This window comes from Gordonia sp. NB41Y (assembly GCF_030718915.1).
Lineage (GTDB): Bacteria > Actinomycetota > Actinomycetes > Mycobacteriales > Mycobacteriaceae > Gordonia > Gordonia desulfuricans.
Map to the genome: position 1 here is coordinate 5,057,607 of NZ_CP132196.1, position 15,428 is coordinate 5,073,034.

A 15,428-nucleotide genomic window follows, 5' to 3' on the forward strand; every position below is an offset into this window, starting at 1 on the left:
GCAGGTCGTCCGGGACGTCAGCGGGTGGTGGTGACCACCGGGCAGGTCAGGGTCCGGGTGATGCCGTCGACCTTCTGGATCTGCGGGACCACGTCGTTGCTCAGATGTGCGGCGTCGGCGGCGTCGACCCGGACGATCACGTCGTAGGGTCCACTGACCTCCTCGGACGAGGCGACCCCCGAGATCGCTGCGATGGTCGCCGCGGCCAGTGCCGCCCTCCCGACCTCGGTCTGGATCAGTATGTAGGCCTGAACCACGGGCATCCTCTCCGTATCTGCACCATGGGGATCGGGGCTGTTCGATCCCACAGTGTTCTTACCACCGTCGGCAAGTATTCACCTGCGCTCGGCCGGTGGGGACGAACACCCCAACCACTAGACTGCTGGGACACATTGTTGCCGACAACAGCCGCAGTGGCGAGTCGGCGGAGAGATCGAGGGGGCGCCCACGTGCCGTCCGACGGCGTCGGCGAAACGGAATCGGATGCGTTCGACCCGACGAGAACCGTCGGCGAGATCGGCGAACGCGCGATCATCACCATGTTCACCCGTGCGGCGGCGGCACGACCCGCCGGGACCGCCGAGGACACCCCGACGACCGGCGACATCGTCATCGGATCCGGTGACGACGCCGCGGTCTTCGACGTCGGTCCCACCGTGATCAGCACCGACACCGTGGTGCAGGACAGGCACTTCCGGCTGGACTGGTCGACGCCGGAGCAGATCGGTGCGCGGGCGGTGATCCAGAGTGCCGCCGACATCGCCGCGATGGGCGGGCGGACCGTCGGGGTGGTGGTGTCGCTGGCCTGCCCGGCGCACACCGAGGTGGGCTGGGTGTTGCGGCTCAACGATGCGATCGTCTGCGCCACACACGAACTCGGCGCGCGGGTGCTGGGCGGCGATCTGGTGCAGGCCGACGAGGTGGTGGTCTCGATCACCGTCGTCGGTGCCCTCGACGGGCTCGCCCCGGTGACCCTGTCGGGAGCCCGACCGGGCGACGTGCTCGCGGTCAGCGGTCCGCTCGGCGCCGCGGCGGCCGGACTCGCGGTGTTGTCGCGCTCGGGGCCCGGCCCACTCGAGCGGTGGCGGCGCGACGACGATCCGCGCGCCGCGGTGGCCGCGGCCTTCCTGCTGCCCACACCGGACCTGTTGCAGGGGATGATCGCCGGACGCGCCGGGGCGCATGCGATGACCGACGTCTCCGACGGACTCGTCGAGGAACTGGTCACCCTGGCCCGTTCGTCGGGGGTCACGGTGAACGTGCGTGCCGACGCCGTCCCGCGTCCCGCCGCGGTGACCCGTACCGCCGCGCTGCTCGGCGCCGACATCCGCCGCTGGGTGCTCACCGGTGGTGAGGATCACCAACTGCTCGGCTCGTTCGCCCCGGGTGTGGTACCCGCCGGGTGGACCGCGATCGGGACCGTCGAGGCCGGGCCGGCCGCGGTGGTCGTCGACGGCGAACCGCTCACCGAACTGCACGGCTGGCAGGCCTTCGGCTGACCGGTCGTCGGTCCGCTGCGGCGACCCTGCTTAGATCACCTTCATGGCGATCTACGCTCTCGACGATCGAGAACCCGTACTCGGTGCGGACGTCTATGTGCACCCGGATGCGACGGTGATCGGCGCGGTCACGCTGGCCGACGGGGTGTCGGTGTGGCCGGGTGCGGTGCTGCGCGGTGACTACGGGACCATCAGCGTCGGTGCGCGCACCAACATCCAGGACGGCACGATCATCCACTGCACCATGATCCACCCGACGATCATCGGCGCCCGGTGCGTCGTCGGACACAATGCACACATCGAGGGTGCGACCATCGGCGACAACTGTCTGATCGCGTCGGGCTCGGTGGTGCTCAACGGGTCCACGATCGGTGCCGGTGCGATCGTCGGGGCAGGCGCGGTGGTCCCGTTCGACACCGAGATCCCTGCTCGGCGTATGGCGCTGGGGATTCCGGCCCGGGTGCGCGAGGGCTTCGAGGTGCCCGAGGACCACGTCGACCTCAACATCGAGATGTACTTCCAGAATGCGCAGCACTACCGGGGATCATTGCGGAGGATCGATTGAGTACCACCACGCCCAAACCGTTGTCGGAGTTGCTCGATCCGGGGTGGGCCCAAGCCCTCGAACCGGTCGCCGACGTGATCGCCGAGATGGGCGCCTTCCTGCGGGCCGAGAACGCCGACGGGCGGCGCTATCTGCCGGCCGGCGCGAATGTGTTGCGGGCCTTCACCCAACCGTTCGACGACGTCCGGGTGCTGATCGTCGGACAGGACCCGTATCCGACCCCGGGTCATGCGGTGGGCCTGAGTTTCTCGGTGGCGCCGGATGTCTCACCGATCCCGCGGAGCCTGGGCAACATCTACACCGAGTACTGCGAGGATCTCGGATATCCGCGCCCGGCCAACGGTGATCTCACCCCGTGGGCGAAAAACGGTGTGCTGCTGCTCAACCGGGTGCTGACCGTGCAACCCGGTGAGGCCGGGTCGCATCGCGGCAAGGGCTGGGAGCAGGTCACCGAATGCGCGATCAAGGCACTGGTCGACCGCGACGAACCGCTCGTGGCGATCCTGTGGGGCCGTGATGCGCAAGGGCTGGCGCAGTGGATGCCCGATGTTCCGACCATCGTCTCCGCGCATCCGTCGCCGTTGTCGGCGAGCCGCGGATTCTTCGGGTCGCGTCCGTTCAGCCGGGCCAACACCGAGCTCGAGGATCTCGGCGGCGAACCCGTGGACTGGCGCCTGCCGTCCTGATCGGATCGGCAGGCGCCCGGTGTCACGGGACTGTCGGTGTCACAGGACTGTCGGCGTCACCGTGCGGCGTTGCGGGCCGCGGCGAAATCCGGTGCGCGCTTGCCGATGAAGGCGTCGACGCCCTCGGTGCCCTCGGGCTCGCCGCTGCGGGTCGAGATGGAGGCCGCCTCGGCCAGGAGCTGTTCGGGCAGTGACCGCTGGGCCGAGTCGGTCAGCAGCCGGCGGGTGGCGACGAACGCCGCGCGCGGGCCGGCGGCGAGCTGTGCGGCCACCGCCTGAGCCTGTGACTCCACCTCGGCGTCGTCGACCAGACGCGACAGGATGCCCATCGCCAGTGCGTCGTCGGCGGACACGACGCGATTGGTGAGGATGATGTCGCGGGCGCGGGCCACCCCGACGATGCGCGGCAGGGTCCAGGTCATCCCGCCGTCGGGGGTGAGACCGATGCCGCCGTATGCCGGGCGCAGGTTGGTGCCCGCGCCACCGATCGCGACGTCGGCGTGCAGCACCAGGCTCATCCCGGCACCCGCGGCCCAGCCCTTCACCGCCGCGACGACGGGTCGGTCGGCGCCGACGAGCGCGTTGACGAAGGTGTGGAAGGTGTCGGCGATCTCGCGCAGATAGGTGGGGCGGTGTTCGGCCCCGGCGAACGCCCGGACGTTGCCGCCGGCGCAGAAGTTCGGTCCCGAGCCGGTCAGCACGATGGCGCCGACGTTGTGTTCACCGCGGGCCACCTCGTTCAGTACACGGGCGCCCTCGACGAGCGCGACGTCGTCGAGGGAGGTCCCGGCCGCTGCGGAGGACACCGCGATGGTCAGGACCTCGCCGGAGATGCTCACCGGTGAGGTGGGAGGCGGAGTGGATGAGTTCGTGGTCGCTGTCATGTGGGTCACTGTATCGCCGACACGAAAAAGACCCGACCCTGGGGCCGAGCGTTCGCTCGGTGGGTCGGGTCTTGCTCGTGAAGACCGGTGCCCTGACGGGCGTCGGGATCAGACCAGCGTGGTCTTCCCGGCCTTGAGGCAGGAGGTGCACACGTTCTTGCGCTTCCGGTTGCCCGGGGCGACCTCGACGCGGACCGACTGGATGTTCGGATTCCAGCGACGGTTGGTGCGGCGGTGCGAGTGCGAAACGGACTTGCCGAAGCCCGGACCCTTGCCGCAGACGTCACAGACGGCAGCCATATCGAACTCCTTGGATAGAGGGTTGGTTCACATTTGGCCCCGCCGTGCGGCCGGGTGCATGAAGCCCACGGTCGCGGCAAGGCAACCGTGCAAGGATAGCGGGGGCCACCCGCCTCGGCCAAATCCGCCCCGGCCGAATCCACCCCGACGCCCCGGGAAGCCGGTGCCGGCGAGCGGTGCGCGTGTGGAGATCATGGTGCCCGCCGGTGGACACGATGTCGACATGGGCCGGTGCTGTCGGTATGTCCGAGTAGCCTCGAACCCAATTGTCACCGCGGTGTCCGAGGAGGTTGCATGGCTGCATTCGACGTCGGGCCGGCACAGATGATCAATCCGAATCTGCTGCGGGACTGGGCGCAGGCGAGCGCCGACGGTCTGGATGCACTGCGGGGCGAGATCAACGATCTGAACGTCTTCCCGATCCCCGACTCCGACACCGGCTCCAACATGGCCTTCACCATGCGTGCCGCCGCCGACGCCGTGCGCACACTGCCCGACGACGCCGACGTCGCCGCGGTGGCGCGGGCCATGGCCGACGGCGCGGTGGCCTCGGCGCGGGGCAACTCCGGGATCATCCTGTCGCAGGTGCTCGTCGGGATCGCCGACGCCGCGGCGGTCGCCGGACCCGACGACCTCACCATGACCTATCTGGCCGTGGCGGGGCTCCGGCTGGCCGGACTCGCCGCGCGCCGGGCCGTCAGCGAACCGCGTGAGGGAACGGTGCTCACCGTGATCCGGGTGGCCGCCGAGACCGCGGTGGCCCACGCCGACGACGCCCCCACCGACCTCGTCCGGGCGATCGCCGACGAGTGCGCCGAGGCGCTCGAGCACACCACCGATCAGCTTCCCGAGCTCACCTCGGCCGGGGTGGTCGACGCGGGAGCCCGCGGTTTCCTGGTGCTGCTCGACGCGATGGTCGGGGTGGTCACCGGTGTCGCGGTCCGACGCCGCCGGTATCGGGGATCACTCACCGGGGGTGGCCGGCCCGGGCACCCCGACGACGCGTGTGGCGGGTCGTCGGAGATGGACTTCGAGGTGATGTACCTGCTCGACGGCCCCGCCGGCGAGGGGATCGGCCGGCTGCGCGCCGCGCTCGACGATCTGGGTGATGCGGTGGTGATCGTCGGCGACTCCTCCGGCGGTGACGGAGAACGCTTCTCGGTGCACGTGCACACCTGCGAGCCGGGCAAGGCCATCGAGGCGGGCCTGGCCACCGGCCACATGTCCGACATCCGGGTGAGCTGTTTCGCGCTCGACGCCATCCGCTCCCAGATCGACACCGCCGAACCGCCGCCCCGGCACAAACGGGCCGTGGTGGCGGTGGTCCGCGGGGAGGGTGCGGCGAGCCTGTTCACCGACGCCGGTGCGGCGGTGGTGCGTGCCGACGGGTCACTGCGGCCCGAGGAGCTGGCCGCGGCGATCCGCGACACCGATGCGGCCCATGTGATCGTGATGGCGAACGGGACCATGACCAGCCAGGACCTGGTGTCGGTGGGTGCCGAGGTGCGGTCGGCGCAGCGATCGGTGATCACGCTGCCGACCATGTCGATGACCCAGTGTCTGGCCGCGCTGGCCGTGCACGACCCCACCGAGACCGCCGACGCCGACGCCTATGCGATGGCCGAGGCCGCCGCCGGTGCGCGGTGGGGGGCGTTGCGCCGCGCCGACACCCGGATGATGACCCTCGCCGGTACCTGCGAGGTGGGTGACGTGCTCGGTCTGATCGGATCGGATGTGCTGGTGATCGCCCACGATCAGACGCAGGCCGCCACGGCGCTGGTGGACCTGATGCTCGCCACCGGCGGCGAGCTGGTGACGGTACTCGCCGGAGCCGACGTGGACGAGGCGGCGCTGACGGCGCTCGCCGACCACATGCGTCGCAATTTCGCGGGTATCGAACTCGCGGTGTATCCGACAGGCCAGTCCGACGACCTGATCCAGATGGGGGTGGAATAGGTGGTCGCGCTGACCGACCCGCTCGAGGAGATCCTCGGGCCGAAGATGACCGAAGGGCTGGGCACACTCGGTGTGCACACCGTCGGCGACCTGCTGCGCTACGCCCCGCGACGCTACCTGCACCGTGGTCAGGCCTCGGCCGGACAGGAGCTCGAAGAAGGTGAGTGGATCACCGTCGTCGGCCGGATCGGCAAGTCCCAGATGATCCCGATGAAGCGGCGGCACGGCAAGTTCCTCAAGGTCACCGTCTCCGACGAGAAACATGTCTACGAGGCGTCGTTCTTCAACGCCTGGGCGATCCAGAACGCCTTGAAACCCGGGGTCCGGGTGATGATGGCCGGCGCGATCAAGCTGTTCCGCGGCACACCGCAGCTGACCCACCCGCAGTGGATGGTGCTGCCCGAGCCGGACGCCGAACTCGAGAAGATCGTCGGCTCACCCATGATGGCCGAGATGTATGCGCTGGAGTTCGAGCTGACCGGGGCCAATGCGAGCAAGGCCGACGCCCCCGCCCCGAATCCGATGGCCCAGTTCGAGCGTCCGATCCTGCCGATGTACCCGGCCAACCGCACGTGTCAGACGTGGGAGATCTGGTCGGCGGTACGGCGGGTCCTCGACCTGATCGACACCATCCCCGATCCACTCGACGACGCCGAACGCGCCGAACGGGGTCTGATGGACGCCGACACCGCGATCCGGACGGTACATCTGCCCGAGCGCGAGTCGGAGATCGAGCCCGCCCGCGAGCGGATGAAATTCGACGAGGCACTGGCCATCCAGCTGGTCCTCGCACAGCGCCGGGTGGCCGGTCGCGGCCAGTCGGGGCCGGCCTGTCCGCATGTGCCCGGCGGACTGGAGGACCGGCTGCGGGAGAAGCTGCCGTTCACCCTCACCGACGGACAGGAGACGGTCCTCGCCGAGATCGCCGACGACCTGGCCACCACCGAGCCGATGAGCCGTCTGCTGCAGGGTGAGGTGGGTTCGGGCAAGACCCTCGTCTCCCTGCTCGCGATGCTCCGCGTGGTCGACAACGGCCACCAGTGTGCTCTGCTGGCGCCCACCGAAGTGCTTGCCGCACAGCACTATCGGACCATCACCACGCAGCTCGGCGAGCTGGGGAAGGCCGAGGAGCTCGGCGCGGCCGACGGTGCCACCGCGGTGGCACTGTTCACCGGGTCGATGCGCACCAAGGACAAGCGCGAGACACTGCTCGACGTGGTGACCGGCAAGGCCGGGATCGTGATCGGCACCCACGCCCTGCTCGAGGAGAACGTGTCGTTCTTCGATCTCGGCATGGTGGTGGTGGACGAGCAGCACCGCTTCGGTGTGGAGCAACGCGATGTGCTGCGCCGTCGCGGCCGTGACGGTGTGGTGCCGCATGTGCTGGTGATGACCGCGACCCCGATCCCGCGGACGGTCGCGATGACCGCCTTCGGCGACCTCGACACCTCGGTACTGGCCGAACTACCGCGTGGACGACAGCCGATCAGCTCCAGCGTGGTGCCCCTGACCAACCAGAAATGGGTGGACCGGACATGGGAGCGGGTGGCCGAGGAGATCGCCGACGGCCGCCAGATCTATGTGGTGTGCTCACGGATCGGTGACGAGGAGCAACCCAAGAAGGGCAAGGGCAAGGGCGCCAAGAAGTCCGGCGCCGACGACCCGGAGATGCTCGACATGCCCGATCTGTCCGACGATCCGGAGGTCGCGGAGGTCGAGACCACGTCGGTGCTCGACCAGTACGAGAACCTGCTCGCCGGCCCGCTGGGCGGGTCGCGGATCGCGATGCTGCACGGGCGGATGCCGGCCGAGGACAAGGCCGATGTGATGGATGCCTTCGGCCGCGAGGAGATCGACATCCTGGTGTCGACCACGGTGATCGAGGTGGGTGTGGACGTCCACAACGCCACCATGATGATCATCGTCGACGCCGAGCGGTTCGGGGTGAGCCAGCTGCATCAGCTCCGTGGCCGTGTCGGCCGTGGCGGGCACCCGGGACTGTGCCTGCTGATGACCCGTTCCCGAGATGGTTCGCCGACATTGGAACGGTTGAAGGCCGTCGCTGCGTCCAATGATGGATTCGAATTGGCCCGGATCGATCTACAGCAGCGGAGGGAGGGTGATGTCCTGGGTTCGCTCCAGTCGGGCGGCACCTCGTCGTTGCGCTTCCTCTCGCTCCTCGACGACGCCGACATCCTCGCCGACGCACAGGTCTTCGCCCGCGGTGTGGTCGACGGTGACGCCGAACTCCTCGGACGCCCTGCGCTGGCGGGTCTGGTGGATGCGGTCCTGGCTCCGAACAAGATCCGTTACCTGGACAAGTCGTAGGCTCCTGGCCCGGTGCGGGCTGCAGGTCGGGCAGACCGCCGCCGACCATCGCGTGGTGTGGTCGGTACGGCGCTGGCTGATCCTGCTGCTGTGCGTGACCACCGCGGTGGCGGTGGCCGTGGTGGTCCGGCGTGACCGGCCGCCGGCCGACCCGCACGTCCACGCCGCGGCGCAGCAGGCCCGGCAGTTGCTGGCGGCGGTGGATGTGGCCCCACATCGGCTGCACCGCAACGACTATCAACGCTCGGCGTTCGGCTCGGCGTGGACCGATGCGGTGTCGGTGGCCGGTGGCGGCAACGGCTGTGACACCCGCAACGACATCCTCGGCCGCGACCTCGTGGAGGTGCATACCGGACCGGTCGACACCTGCGGGCGTGCGGTGCTCACAGGGCGGTTGCGCAGTCCGTACACCGGCGAGTGGATCGTGTTCCGGCGCGGCCGTACCGCCGGTGCGGTCCAGATCGACCACATCGTCGCGCTGGCCCTCGCCTGGGACATGGGTGCCTGGGCGTGGCCGGCCGATCGCCGGGCCGACCTCGCCAACGACCCGGCCAACCTGATCGCCGTCGACGCCGCGTCGAACCAGGCCAAGAGCGACGCCCCGCCGGGCCGGTGGATGCCGCCGCTCGCGGCGTTCCGGTGCCGCTACGCCATCCAGTTCGTCACGGTGGTCGCCGCCTATGGGCTCGCGGTGGACGCCGATTCGCGGGAGGTGCTCGACGATGTGCTGGCCCGATGCTGAGTCCGTCGCCTTCCCGTCCGGCGGTGCGATCTGTGCGCGACCGGTGCGCGCACGGCCGATCCCCGGGAGGCGTGGCGTGATCGAGCACACGTACTCTGGTGGTCGACATAACCGAGCAGGCGACATCGAGGAATCCATGAGCGCACCCACTGTGTCCCCGGCCGATCCGGCATCGGGTCACGCCGACGTCGAGCAGGTCGTCACCGGCCTGGCCCGGTCTGCGAAGGCGGCCTCGCGGTCGCTGGCGCAGCTGACCACCGCCACCAAGAACGACGTGCTGCTCGCCGCGGCCGATGCGATCGAGGCGGCCTCGGAGTCGGTGCTCGCGGCCAACGCCGACGACATCGCCCGCGCCGAGGCGGCCGGGATCGAGGAGTCGCTGCTCGACCGTCTGCGCCTGACCGGGGCCCGGGTCACCGGGATCGCCAACGGTCTGCGCCAGGTCGCCGCCCTCGACGATCCGATCGGTGCGGTCATCGCCGGAAAGACGCTGCCCAACGGTCTGCGGCTGCGACAGCAGCGGGTGCCGCTCGGCGTGGTCGGCATCGTCTACGAGGCCCGGCCCAATGTCACCGTCGACGCCTTCGGGATCGCGTTCAAGTCGGGTAACGCGGTGCTGCTGCGCGGCTCGTCGTCGGCGGCGTCGTCGAACGCCGAACTGGTGCGAATCCTGCGGGAGACCCTGAGCGACAAGGGGGTCACCGCAGACGCCGTGGCCCTGCTGCCCAGCGAGGACCGCTCGTCGGTCACCGCGCTGATCCGCGCCCGCGGACTCGTCGACGTGGTGATCCCGCGTGGCGGTGCCGGCCTGATCAACGCCGTGGTCACCAACGCCACCGTGCCCACCATCGAGACCGGCACCGGCAACTGCCACGTCTACGTGCACGCCGCCGCCGACGTCGACCTCGCCACCCGCGTGGTGCTCAACTCCAAGACCCGCCGGCCCAGTGTGTGCAACACCGCCGAGACGGTGCTCGTCGACAAGAAGATCGCCGCCGACGCACTGCCGAAGATCGCCCAGGCCCTGCAGTCGCAGGGGGTGGTGATCCACGGCGACGAACCGGGTATGGAACCGGCCACCGAGGCCGACTGGGCCGACGAATACCTGTCGCTGGACATCGCGATGAAGGTGGTCGACGACCTCGACGCCGCCGTCGCGCACATCGACCAGTGGGGCACCGGGCACACCGAGGCGATCATCACCACCGATCTCGCCGCCGCCACCGAGTTCACCGAGCGGGTCGACGCCGCCGCGGTGATGGTCAACGCCTCCACCGCCTTCACCGACGGCGAGCAGTTCGGGTTCGGTGCCGAGATCGGTATCTCCACCCAGAAGCTGCACGCCCGCGGACCGATGGGGCTGCCCGAACTGACCTCCACCAAGTGGGTTGTGTGGGGCGACGGCCAGATTCGGCCGGCGTGATGTCGGAGCAGACCACGGCGTCCGCCGTGCCCGGAAACGCTCCGGTCGTGCCCTCGTTCGACGCTGTGCCCGAGGTGGTCTCGCGGTTGCGCGAGACCGGCTATCTGGCCGACGACGCCACCGCCACCTCCACCTTCCTGGCCGACCGCCTCGGCAAACCGCTGCTGGTGGAGGGGCCGGCCGGTGTGGGCAAGACCGAACTGGCCAAGGCGATCGCCGCCGCCACCGACGCCGAACTCGTCCGCCTGCAGTGCTACGAGGGCATCGACGAGGCACGCGCACTCTACGAGTGGAATCACGCCAAGCAGATCCTGCACATCCAGGCCACCGGCACCCGCGACTGGGCCGACGCCAAGACCGACATCTTCTCGTCGGAGTTCCTGCTGCCGCGACCGCTGCTCACCGCGATCTCCCGGCCGGGAGCCACGGTGCTGCTGATCGATGAGATCGACAAGGCCGACGTCGACATGGAGGGCCTGCTGCTGGAGGTGCTCAGCGACTTCGCGGTGACGATCCCGGAGATGGGAACGGTGGTGGCGCAGCGCCGTCCGATCGTGCTGCTCACCTCCAATGCGACGCGCGAACTGTCCGAGGCACTCAAACGCCGCTGCCTCTATCTCTACATCGACTTCCCGGATGCGCAGCGCGAGAAGGAGATCCTCGCCTCGCGTGTGCCGGAGCTCTCGGATTCGCTTGCCGACGAACTGGTTCGGGTGGTGGGCGTGCTGCGCACCCTGGACATCCGGAAGAAGCCGTCGGTCGCCGAGACCATCGACTGGGCCAACACGCTGCTCGCGCTCGGCGTCGGCGAGGAGACCACCGGCAAGTCCGGCCGCGGCCTCGACGACGGGCTGATCGCCCGCACACTCGGGGTGGTGCTCAAGCATCGGCCCGACCTGACCACCGCGATCAAAGAACTCAAACTCCGCGGATGACCGGCCCCGCGCAGGCGGTGCAGACCGCACCGTTCGTCGCCCACCTCACCGACTTCGTCGACGAGATGCGTCGCCGCGGCATGGTGGTGGGACCGTCGGCGCTGATCGATGCGGCCCGGGCGGTGGGGGTTCTCGACCTGCTCGACCGCACCAGCCTGCGCGAGGGTCTGGCGACCACCCTGCTCGACGACCACCTGCATCGCCCGGCCTTCGACCGGCTCTTCGACCTGTGGTTCCCGGCGGCGCCGGGTGCCCGCACCGCCGACGACGAACTGCCGCGCACCGACGACGGTGAGATCGACGTGCCGGCGGCCCGGGACATGCTGGCCCAGATGCTGGCCGATCCCACCGCCGAGGCCGACGGCCGGCTCGGGGCGATGGTCGCCCAGATCGTCGAGGAACTCGGCCGCTACGACTCCGCACGAGGGCAGGCGTACTCGGCGTATCAGGCGCTCTCGGCGATCGACCCGCAGACGCTGATCGCGCGGATCGCCGCGGCGATGGCCGGCGGTGACCCCACCGACCTCGGCGCCGGTACCGACCCGGTGACCCGCCGTGCCGCCCGCGAGAAGGCCAATCAGGTCCGCGCGGCCGTCGAACGCGAGACCCAGCGCCGGATGGCCGAACGCAACGGCCGGGAGCGCGTCGGCGAGTATGCGGTCCCGACGCTGCCCGAACACATCAACTTCCTGTCCGCCGGCGCCAAACAGCAGGCGGAGCTGCGGCGCACCATCGATCCGCTGGCCCGGTTGCTGGCCTCGCGGCTGGAGGTCCGGCGTCGCCGCGCCCACCGCGGGGCGGTGGACGTGCGCCAGACCCTGCGGGCGTCGATGTCGACCGGCGGTGTGCCGATCGAACTCAAACACCGCAAACCCCGGCCCGGACGGCCCGAGCTGATCGTCATCTGCGACGTGTCCGGATCGGTGGCCGGGTTCTCCCAGTTCACCCTGAATCTGGTGTACGCACTGCGCCAACAGTTCTCGAAGGTGCGGGTGTTCGCCTTCGTCGACACCGTCGACGAGGTGACCGAGATGTTCGACCCGTCCACCGGCGACAAGGCGGGCTTCGGCGTGGACGCCAAGGCGGCCATGCACGAGATGATCACCACCGCCCGGATCGTCACGCGCGACGGCCATTCCGACTACAGCCACATGTTGCGCGGATTCGTCGAGAACTACGCGGACTCGCTCACCCACCGCGGGGCGTTGCTGATCCTCGGTGACGCCCGCAACAACTACCACGATCCCAACGTCGAGATCCTGCGCGACCTGGTGGAGCGGGTGCGTCATTCGTACTGGCTCAACCCGGAGGCCGGCCGGGACTGGGGGACCGGTGATTCCGCGGCCGACGTGTACGGCGAGGTGATCGACATGTTCGAGTGCCGCAACGCACAGCAGCTGGGCAAGGTCATCGCCGACCTGTTGCCGGTGTGAGCCGAGCCGACCGTCGCGCCGAATCGTGACCCGATAGACTTTCCCTTCATGTCTGCCGAGCGTCCCCCCGTGCGTCGTCGCATCGGAGTCATGGGTGGCACCTTCGACCCGATCCACAACGGTCACCTGGTGGCCGCCAGCGAGGTCGCCCACCGGTTCTCCCTGCACGAGGTGATCTTCGTCCCCACCGGCCGGCCCTGGCAGAAGGTGGGGGAAACCGACGAGACCGACGGCTCACACGCCGCCAAACACGTCAGCCCCGCCGAGGACCGCTATCTGATGACCGTGATCGCCACCGCGTCGAATCCGCGGTTCTCGGTCAGTCGCGTCGACATCGACCGCGAGGGCGACACCTACACCGTCGACACGCTGCGTGACCTGCACGCCATCCTGCCCGACGCCCAGCTGTTCTTCATCACCGGCGCCGACGCCCTCGAGTCGATCCTGTCGTGGCAGAACTGGGAAGAACTGTTCGACCTCGCGAACTTCGTCGGCGTGAGCCGGCCCGGCTACGAGCTGTCGGCGAGTCATCTGTCACAGCATCTGGAGAAGCTGCCGCCGGAGACCCTGCAGATGCTGGAGATCCCCGCACTGGCCATCTCCTCCACCGAATGTCGGGAGCGCGCCGCCCAGGGCCGACCGGTCTGGTACCTGGTGCCCGACGGAGTCGTTCAGTACATCGCCAAGCGCAGGCTGTATCGTCCGCTGCGAAACAACTCGTCGAGGGTGTCGGCGCCGTGAGCGCTCCACCGATGGAAGGAATCGTGTGACTGCATCACCCGAGGCATTGGAGATGGCGACGGTCGCCGCGGCGGCCGCCGAGGACAAGCTCGGAGTCGACGTCACCGTCATCGACGTGTCCGAGCAGTTGGTGATCACCGACCTGTTCGTCATCGCATCCGCCGACAACGAGCGTCAGGTCAACGCGATCACCGACGAGATCGAGGACAAGATGCGTGACGCCGGGTACAAGCCGGTGCGCCGCGAAGGCACCCGTGAGGGCCGCTGGACGCTGCTGGACTACATCGACATCGTCGTGCACATCCAGCACAGCGACGAGCGCTCCTACTACGCGCTGGAGAGCCTGTGGAAGGACTGCCCGACGGTGGAGCTCGGTGACGGCCGATCCGGGGGCTCCGCGTGAGCGGCGGCCCCGATCAGAGTGACACCTCCGTCGAGCGCCTCACCCCGGTGGTGCGGCGTCTGATCCTGTTGCGCCACGGCCAGACCGGCTACAACGCCGGCGGCCGGATGCAGGGACAACTCGACACCGATCTGTCCGAACTCGGTGTGCAGCAGGCGAAGACGGCTGCGACCGCACTCGCCGAGAAGAATCCGATCCTGATCCGTTCGTCGGATCTGCGCCGGGCCCGCGACACCGCCGAGGCGCTGTCGGTGGCGACCGGACTCGACGTCGACACCGATGTGCGGCTGCGGGAGACCCATCTCGGGCAGTGGCAGGGCATGACCCACACCGAGGTCGACGTGGCGATGCCCGGCGCCCGCGGCACGTGGCGCGACGACGCGACCTGGCGTCCGCCGGGCGGCGAGAGCCGTGTGGACGTGGCCGCCCGCGTCACCCCGCTGATCGACGAACTGGTCGCCGGTGTCCCCGGGTGGGGTACCGGTGACACCCCGGAGGCGCCGGTGGTGCTGGTCGCCCACGGCGGGGTGATCGCCGCGCTGACCGCCGCGCTGCTGGACCTGCCGGTGGAGAAGTGGCCGGTGTTCGGTGGACTCGCCAACACCAGCTGGGTGCAGCTGTCCGGGCACGGCGTCGCCGACGCCCGGCCGCACTGGCGGCTGGACGTCTGGAATGCGTCGGCGGAGAGCTCCGACGCCGCGATCCAGTGACCACGACACCCGCGGGCCCCGGACCGGAGCACCTGCAGCAGGGGAATCCGGATTCGGGCGACGCGCAGGCCCCGGCCGGGGAGATCCTCGTGCTGACCGACTCGCTGAGCTACTACGGACCCAAGGGCGGGCTGCCCGCCGACGACCCGCGGATCTGGCCGAACCTCGTCGGCGACGAACTCGGTATGCGGGTGAAGCTGTTCGGGCGGGTCGGCTGGACCTCGCGTGACGTGTGGTGGGCGCTGACCCAGGACCCCAACATCTGGGCGTCGGTACCGACCGCGTCGGTGGTGGTGCTCGCCGTCGGCGGGATGGACTCGTTGCCGTCGCCGCTGCCGACCGCGGTCCGCGAACAGATCCGGTATCTGCGTCCGTCGCGGCTGCGGCAGATCGTGCGCGACGGATACCAGTGGGTGCAGCCCCGGGCCGCCCACCTCGGCTGGCCGATGGCGCTGCCGCCGCGCGTGACCGCCGAGTATCTCGCGAAAATCGGTGGGGCACTGCGACAGTTGCGGCCGGACCTGCCGATCGTGGTGGTCCTGCCGTCCACACATCGCAGCCCCTACTACGGGAATGTGCATCGCGGCCGGATCCCGACCACTGCAGCGATGCTGCGCTGGGCGGAGTCCGCGGGAGCACCGACTGTCGACCTGTACCCGATCACGCGGGATGCCTTCGACGACCCGATGTCGGAGATGAATCCCGACGGCATCCACTGGGGCTTCGAGTGTCACCGGCAGATCGCGGTGGCCGCGGCCCCGGTGATCGCGCGGGCCACCGGAGTGTCGACGCCCCACGCATGAGCCGGGTCCGCACCGGCTAA

General features: G+C 69.5%; 16 protein-coding genes. 13 read left to right on the forward strand and 3 right to left on the reverse strand.

Features of this window, described 5'->3' with window-relative positions; genetic code table 11:
- Window positions 1-17 precede the first annotated feature (17 nt).
- Window positions 18-263, reverse strand: coding sequence for an Lrp/AsnC ligand binding domain-containing protein (locus Q9K23_RS21975; RefSeq protein WP_053776623.1), 246 nt, complete (start codon window positions 261-263; stop codon window positions 18-20).
- Window positions 264-449: 186 nt separating this feature from the next.
- On the opposite strand from Q9K23_RS21975, the gene Q9K23_RS21980 reads away from it, so the two are divergent.
- Genes Q9K23_RS21980 through Q9K23_RS21990 form a run of 3 tightly spaced genes read left to right on the forward strand, consistent with a single transcriptional unit; the run spans window position 450 to window position 2,750 of the window.
- Window positions 450-1,499 (forward strand): thiamine-phosphate kinase, encoded by a 1,050-nt coding sequence (locus Q9K23_RS21980; RefSeq protein WP_305950281.1) that lies wholly within the window; start codon window positions 450-452, stop codon window positions 1,497-1,499.
- Window positions 1,500-1,542: 43 nt separating this feature from the next.
- On the forward strand, window positions 1,543-2,064 hold the full coding sequence (locus tag Q9K23_RS21985; RefSeq protein ID WP_020791048.1) for a gamma carbonic anhydrase family protein: 522 nt from the start codon (window positions 1,543-1,545) through the stop codon (window positions 2,062-2,064).
- On the forward strand, window positions 2,061-2,750 hold the full coding sequence (locus Q9K23_RS21990) for a uracil-DNA glycosylase (RefSeq protein ID WP_020791049.1): 690 nt from the start codon (window positions 2,061-2,063) through the stop codon (window positions 2,748-2,750). The genes Q9K23_RS21985 and Q9K23_RS21990 overlap by 4 nt, the downstream gene beginning before the upstream one ends.
- A gap of 56 nt (window positions 2,751-2,806) precedes the next feature.
- Here the strand turns inward: Q9K23_RS21990 and Q9K23_RS21995 are convergent, their stop codons facing one another.
- Complete coding sequence (locus Q9K23_RS21995) at window positions 2,807-3,634, reverse strand: enoyl-CoA hydratase-related protein (protein WP_187343520.1); 828 nt, start codon at window positions 3,632-3,634, stop codon at window positions 2,807-2,809.
- Window positions 3,635-3,742: 108 nt separating this feature from the next.
- A complete protein-coding gene (gene rpmB, locus Q9K23_RS22000; protein WP_020792652.1) occupies window positions 3,743-3,934 on the reverse strand; it encodes a 50S ribosomal protein L28 in 192 nt (63 codons plus the stop codon).
- A 294-nt stretch (window positions 3,935-4,228) separates the two neighbouring features.
- Between rpmB and Q9K23_RS22005 the strand changes: the two genes are divergently transcribed.
- The 10 genes from Q9K23_RS22005 to octT all read left to right on the forward strand — a co-directional run bounded on the left by Q9K23_RS22005 (window position 4,229) and on the right by octT (window position 15,408).
- A complete protein-coding gene (locus tag Q9K23_RS22005) occupies window positions 4,229-5,890 on the forward strand; it encodes a DAK2 domain-containing protein (RefSeq protein ID WP_053776621.1) in 1,662 nt (553 codons plus the stop codon).
- Complete coding sequence (gene recG, locus Q9K23_RS22010; protein WP_020791506.1) at window positions 5,891-8,218, forward strand: ATP-dependent DNA helicase RecG; 2,328 nt, start codon at window positions 5,891-5,893, stop codon at window positions 8,216-8,218.
- Window positions 8,219-8,273: 55 nt separating this feature from the next.
- A complete protein-coding gene (locus tag Q9K23_RS22015) occupies window positions 8,274-8,960 on the forward strand; it encodes an HNH endonuclease family protein (RefSeq protein WP_261977746.1) in 687 nt (228 codons plus the stop codon).
- A 136-nt stretch (window positions 8,961-9,096) separates the two neighbouring features.
- Window positions 9,097-10,383, forward strand: a complete 1,287-nt coding sequence (locus Q9K23_RS22020) for a glutamate-5-semialdehyde dehydrogenase (protein WP_053776620.1) — start codon at window positions 9,097-9,099, stop codon at window positions 10,381-10,383.
- Window positions 10,383-11,318 (forward strand): MoxR family ATPase, encoded by a 936-nt coding sequence (locus Q9K23_RS22025; protein WP_053776619.1) that lies wholly within the window; start codon window positions 10,383-10,385, stop codon window positions 11,316-11,318. The genes Q9K23_RS22020 and Q9K23_RS22025 overlap by 1 nt, the downstream gene beginning before the upstream one ends.
- A complete protein-coding gene (locus Q9K23_RS22030; RefSeq protein WP_053776618.1) occupies window positions 11,315-12,751 on the forward strand; it encodes a VWA domain-containing protein in 1,437 nt (478 codons plus the stop codon). The genes Q9K23_RS22025 and Q9K23_RS22030 overlap by 4 nt, the downstream gene beginning before the upstream one ends.
- A gap of 48 nt (window positions 12,752-12,799) precedes the next feature.
- A complete protein-coding gene (gene nadD / locus Q9K23_RS22035) occupies window positions 12,800-13,492 on the forward strand; it encodes a nicotinate-nucleotide adenylyltransferase (protein ID WP_053776617.1) in 693 nt (230 codons plus the stop codon).
- A gap of 25 nt (window positions 13,493-13,517) precedes the next feature.
- Complete coding sequence (gene rsfS, locus Q9K23_RS22040; protein ID WP_020792627.1) at window positions 13,518-13,895, forward strand: ribosome silencing factor; 378 nt, start codon at window positions 13,518-13,520, stop codon at window positions 13,893-13,895.
- A complete protein-coding gene (locus tag Q9K23_RS22045; RefSeq protein WP_053776616.1) occupies window positions 13,892-14,605 on the forward strand; it encodes a histidine phosphatase family protein in 714 nt (237 codons plus the stop codon). The genes rsfS and Q9K23_RS22045 overlap by 4 nt, the downstream gene beginning before the upstream one ends.
- A 32-nt stretch (window positions 14,606-14,637) precedes the next feature.
- Entirely contained in the window at window positions 14,638-15,408 is a 771-nt protein-coding gene (octT, locus tag Q9K23_RS22050) for a diglucosylglycerate octanoyltransferase (protein WP_305950566.1), read from the forward strand.
- Window positions 15,409-15,428 lie beyond the last annotated feature (20 nt).